Genomic DNA, 5,052 nt, shown 5'->3' with positions numbered 1-5,052 from the left:
GCTCGCCGCGTCGTTCGACTCCCGCTCGCCGCGCCGCAGCACGGCCCGGATCCGGCCAAGGTCCCCGAGGAACTGGGGCACCTCGCCGGCGACCTCTACGAGCAGGCACCGGGCGCTCCCGGTTCCGACGACCCCACAGATTCCCCCGACCCCGACCCCGACCCCGACCAGGAGCCGGGTACCGAACCCCCCGTACCTGCCGAAGGGGCTGAGAAGTGACTCTCGCCGCCGCCACCAACGAAAACCTCGCGAGCATCAGCAATGTGCTGATCTACTCCGCGATGGCCGTCTACACCCTGGCCTTCTTCGCGTACATCGCCGAATGGCTCTTCGGCAGCCGCAGCAAGGTCGCCCGGACCGCCGCCGCGCTCACCACCAAGGCGGACGCCGAGAAGGCGGCCCCGGCCGTCACCGTGAACCAGGCCGGCGGCACCGCCGTGCTGGAGCGCCCGAAGGTCACCGTGCGGGCCGTGGCCGGTCAGCGCGACGTGCCGGACGGTCCCGGGGCGCACGGCGGAGACGAGCAGGGCGACCTGTACGGCCGGATCGCCATCTCCCTCACGGTGCTCGCCTTCCTGATCGAGTTCGGCGGTGTCCTCACCCGCGCCCTGTCGGTGGAGCGGGCCCCGTGGGGCAACATGTACGAGTTCAACATCACCTTCTCCACGGTCGCGGTCGGCGTGTACCTCGGGCTGCTGGCCCTGAAGAAGAACGTGCGCTGGCTCGGCCTGTTCCTGATCACCTCGGTCCTGCTCGACCTGGGCCTGGCGGTCACGGTCCTGTACACCGCCAGCGACCAGCTGGTCCCGGCCCTGCACTCGTACTGGCTGTACATCCACGTCTCGACGGCGATCTTCTGCGGCGCGGTCTTCTACGTGGGCGCGGTCGCCACGATCCTGTACCTCTTCAAGGACTCCTACGAGAGCAAGCTCGCGAGCGGCGGCACGCCCGGCACCTTCGCGACCTCCGTCCTGGAGCGGCTGCCCTCCTCCGCCTCCCTCGACAAGTTCTCCTACCGCGTCAACGCGGCCGTCTTCCCGCTGTGGACGTTCACGATCATCGCGGGCGCCATCTGGGCCGGCGACGCCTGGGGCCGCTACTGGGGCTGGGACCCGAAGGAGACCTGGTCCTTCATCACCTGGGTCGCCTACGCCTGCTACCTGCACGCCCGCGCCACCGCCGGCTGGAAGGGCCGCAAGGCCGCCTACCTGGCCCTCATCGCCTTCGGCTGCTGGCTGTTCAACTACTACGGCGTGAACATCTTCGTTTCGGGCAAGCACTCCTACGCCGGCGTGTAGCACTCCGGGTGCGAGGGCAGGGCGGGGAGAGCTCGCCTGCCGCTCGAACCGCTACGGCCTTCCCTTTCCGGCCGGAGACCAGGCCGGGCCGGCAAGGAGGGCGTTCCGTCCCGGACGGGGTTTCAGGGCCAAGCTCGATGGTGTGATCCGGCGGTGCAGGGAAGGGGCGACGGCGGTCCGGGACGTGGAGCGCGTTCCCGCTGCACACTGCAGGGTGGCGCGCGCCTGAGGTTCCACCACCAGGGTTCACTCAGCCGACCTGGCGTGTGCACCCGGGTCAACAGCAGCACGCAGATCACCGCGGTGAGCCCCGCCCACGCGGCCGGCGCCGCCGCGGTCACCGTGACCACCTCCGGCGGCACCAGCAACCCCCTCAGCTACATCTACCTGTCAGCGCCCACTCTCGCCTCCCTCGCTCCTGCGCAGGGACCGACACACGCCGGGACCGTCATCACCCTGACCGGCAGCAACCTCACGACGACCACCGGCGTGCACTTCGGAACCACCCCCGTGTCCTTCACGGTGGCCTCCCCCACACAGATCACCGCCGTCGCCCCCGCAGGCCCCGCCGGACCGGTCGCCGTCACGGCCACCACCCCCGCCGACACCAGCAACGGCCTGCCCTACACGCGGATCGACGCCCCGGCCATCTGACCCCGTCAAGCGAGATGCGCCCGCAACGGGCTCCTGCCGTCCGGCGGCCATGAGGGCCTGGCAAGCCGGCCGCCGCCCGTATCAGCCCTGCCGCGCGACGCCGGTGATCACCTCCCGCAGCCGGGTCGCGTACAGGGACAGGTTCTTGTGCGCGATGTCGGTGTCCGGATAGCGGCATGCGAACCACAGGCCCTCATGGAGTCTGTTCACCCAGACGCAGACCCGGTCGCCGTACGACACCCTGACCAGTCCGTAGGCCTTCAGCTCGGCCCACCGCTCGGAGCCGGGCACGTCGCGGGCGTCGAGGAAGGACACCAGGGAATACAGGTCGGGAGACGTGGGACGGAAGTCCGTTCCGAGCAGTCGCAGTACCCGCTCGAGGGGCGTGCGGGCCAGCCGCCGGTTGGCGCGCAGCGCGGTGCGTGCGTTCTCCAGAGCTCCCTGGAAGTCATGGACCTCCGCCAGCTGGATCTCGACCGGTGCCCCGCCGACGTACCAGCCCACGGAGTCCGACCACCGGGACGTCGCCCGGGTGTGGAACGGTACGACGCTGCGGAAGACGGGCTCCCCGCCGATCTCATGCACGATGAGCGCGGTGGCCGCCAGCACGCCGACCAGACTGCCGCCGTAGGGTCGGCAGTGCGCCTCGAACGCGGCGGCGTCGTCGGCGTCCACCAGCGGCCCGCACAGCACCTTCTGCCGGGGCAGTCCCCCGTCGGGGTCCAGGCCGAGATCGACGGGGAAGTTCGGCAGCTGCCCGTCGCAGTTCTTGATGAACTCCCGCCAGCGGGCCACTGTGTCATGGCCGTCGTCGATCTTGTCCGCGTCCGCCCGTTCGGTTTGGCAGAAGTCGACGTAGCTGGCGGCGGGGTGCTCCTCCGGGGAGCGGCCCGCCGCGGCCGCCGCACAGAGTTCATGGAGGGCGGCTGGGATGTTCTGGAGCGAGTAGGCGTCGACGTTGCTGTGGTCGAAGGCCATGTACACGCTGGTGCTGTCGTCCCGGACGACGGCCGCGTAGATGAAGTTGGGCCAGCGGAGTGCGTCCGCCACGGTGTCGAACCGGTTCTGGAGATGCAGGCCCAGCGTCGTCTCGTCCGTGAACTCGCCGATCTCCTCCCGCTGCAGGCGCACGCTCTCGCTGTCGAGCGTGAACCGGACCATCTCGTCATCGGGCGGCCCGGACCAGGTGAAGCCGCTGCGCAGCGTCTCGTGCCGCAGTGTCCAGGCGTGCAGAGCGTCCTGGAGGACGTCCAGGTCCGTGCGGCCGGGGAGGTCGAAACTCACGCCGATCCAGGTCGGTACGAACAGTCCGTCCTCACGCACGGACCGGGAGGCCCTGATGTGCGACTCCTGGATATAGGCAGGAGGCCGGGAGTCCTCCGGGAGGCCCTGCACCGTCGCGGCGGCGGCCGGATCGAGCGTCCACTCCACGAGTCGTCCTGGCCGGAGCTCACAGTGCTGGATGTCCGTCATGCGCACGAGACGTCTCCGTTCGCCGATGGGATGTTCAGACCATCAGTTGCCGTGGGGACGTACGACCCACACCGGAAGGCGTGACTTTTCAGTGGAACGGATGCCATCCCGCGGGGCGAGCAGTCCGCAAGGCGGTGGGGGACATCCGTGTCAGCCGCCGATGTCCTCGCTCCACAGTTCCGGATGCTCGGTGACGAAGGCGCGCATCAGCTCGATGCTCTCGGGGTCGTCCAGCAGGACGATCTCCACGCCGTGTCGGGCCAGCCAGTCCTGCCCGCCCTGGAAGGTGGTCGCCTCGCCGATCACCACCCGGGAGATGCCGAACTGCCGGACCAGTCCGCAGCAGTACCAGCACGGCGACAAGGTGGTCACCATCGTCGTGCCCCGGTACGACCGCTGCCGTCCCGCCGCCCGGAAGGCCGCTGTCTCCGCGTGCATCGCGGGGTCGTCGTCCTGGACACGGCGATTGTGTCCGCGGCCGAGGAGAGTCCCGCCGGGGCCGTACAGCGCGGCGCCGATGGGGACACCGCCCTCGGCGAGGCCGGTGCGGGCCTCCTCCAGGGCGGTGGCGAGCCACGCGCGGGCTTGTGCCTGGTCCATGGCCCATCCATGACCTGCCGGAGCCGCTTCGTAACCTGGCCCCGGTCATCGTCGTGCGTGCGGCGGACGAGTTGCCGGGCGCCTCTCGGCCGTCGCCGACCGGATCACCGGCGGCACCGAGCCGTCCGCCGGCCGCGCCGGCCGTCATCACCTTGCTGATGGCCCCGGCTCGTCCGCTGTCGATCCTGTCGTCGTCCCGGCTGCGGTGAACCGGTCGAGGTAGGAGTGCAGGGCGCCCGCCCCCTCGATCATGACCCTGGTGCGGGCCGTCAGTGCCTGACCGCGGGCAGCGACGGCCGCCCGCAGCGCCGCACTGCCGCCCTCCCGACGCAGCCCCTCCAGCACCGGCCTGATCTGGTCGAACAGATAGTGGCTGCGGCGCAGGGTGTGCACGAGCCGGGCGTCGCGCACATCGGCCGGCTCGTAGACCCGGTATCGCGTGCCGCGCTCGCGTCCCGGTGTGAGCAGCCCGGCCCCCTCCCACACGCGCAGCGCCGACGTCCGTACGCCCAGCAGCACCGCCACCTCCCCGATGCGCAGGCCGCCCGAGCGAGGCAGGGGGGCGGGCGGCTTCGCCGCCAGCAGTTCCAGGGCCTCGCTCGCGGCCCGCAGGGAGACCCGCTCCTCGTGCAGGGCGGCGTGCGCGGCGTCGACCAGGGCGAGCGCGCCCGGGACGTCCCCCTGGTGCAGGGCCCGCGTGATCGCCGTCGCCGTCACCGGCCCGTATCCCCGCATCAGCGTCCGGTACGCCAGCAGCGCGCTGCGGTGCACCTCCCCGAAGACGCGGTATCCGGACGAGGTTCGCGCAGCCGGCGGGAGCACCCCGGCGTCCTCGTAGTTGCGGATCTGCTGCGTCGAGATCCCGGCCAGCCGGGCCAGGTCGACGGGGCGGAGGCGGCGGTCGTTCGTCATCGATTTGAAGGTTACGGCAGGAACCAGGCCGCAGGGCCCTCTCAAGTCTCAACACCGCACTTCAATGGAAGACTTGAAGGAATGGACGACTGTATCCGCGTCACCGGCGCACGCC

General features: G+C 70.7%; 6 protein-coding genes. 3 read left to right on the top strand and 3 right to left on the bottom strand.

The features are described from left to right. The 3 genes from ABZ281_RS37495 to ABZ281_RS37485 form a co-directional block, all read left to right on the top strand. The coding region (locus tag ABZ281_RS37495; protein WP_356662508.1) for a hypothetical protein at nt 1–219 on the top strand (219 nt) is incomplete at its 5' end. Next, entirely contained in the window at nt 216–1,298 is a 1,083-nt protein-coding gene (gene ccsB / locus ABZ281_RS37490) for a c-type cytochrome biogenesis protein CcsB (protein ID WP_356662507.1), read from the top strand. The genes ABZ281_RS37495 and ccsB, both read left to right, overlap by 4 nt. A 264-nt stretch (nt 1,299–1,562) precedes the next feature. Next, nucleotides 1,563–1,952, top strand: a complete 390-nt coding sequence (locus ABZ281_RS37485) for an IPT/TIG domain-containing protein (protein WP_356662506.1) — start codon at nt 1,563–1,565, stop codon at nt 1,950–1,952. 81 nt (nt 1,953–2,033) lie between these two features. On the opposite strand, the gene ABZ281_RS37480 is transcribed toward ABZ281_RS37485, so the two are convergent. The 3 genes from ABZ281_RS37480 to ABZ281_RS37470 all read right to left on the bottom strand — a co-directional run bounded on the left by ABZ281_RS37480 (nt 2,034) and on the right by ABZ281_RS37470 (nt 4,937). After that, on the bottom strand, nt 2,034–3,431 hold the full coding sequence (locus ABZ281_RS37480; RefSeq protein WP_356662505.1) for a condensation domain-containing protein: 1,398 nt from the start codon (nt 3,429–3,431) through the stop codon (nt 2,034–2,036). A gap of 144 nt (nt 3,432–3,575) precedes the next feature. Further along, nucleotides 3,576–4,025 carry a nucleoside deaminase gene (locus ABZ281_RS37475; protein ID WP_356662504.1) on the bottom strand — a complete coding sequence of 150 codons (450 nt, stop codon included), beginning with the start codon at nt 4,023–4,025 and terminating at the stop codon, nt 3,576–3,578. Nucleotides 4,026–4,172: 147 nt separating this feature from the next. Beyond that, entirely contained in the window at nt 4,173–4,937 is a 765-nt protein-coding gene (locus tag ABZ281_RS37470; RefSeq protein WP_356662503.1) for a MerR family transcriptional regulator, read from the bottom strand. Nucleotides 4,938–5,052 lie beyond the last annotated feature (115 nt).

Source organism: Streptomyces sp. NPDC006265 (genome assembly GCF_040613555.1).
Taxonomy (GTDB): domain Bacteria; phylum Actinomycetota; class Actinomycetes; order Streptomycetales; family Streptomycetaceae; genus Streptomyces.
Note: the sequence above shows the minus strand (reverse complement) of the source record. Positions and strands in the feature narration are given on the sequence as shown.

Coding starts and splice junctions, on each gene's coding strand:
- ABZ281_RS37475 (WP_356662504.1), bottom strand. CDS start 4,025: ATGGACCAGGCACAAGCCCGCGCGTGGCTCGCCACCGCCCTGGAGGAG.
- ABZ281_RS37470 (WP_356662503.1), bottom strand. CDS start 4,937: ATGACGAACGACCGCCGCCTCCGCCCCGTCGACCTGGCCCGGCTGGCC.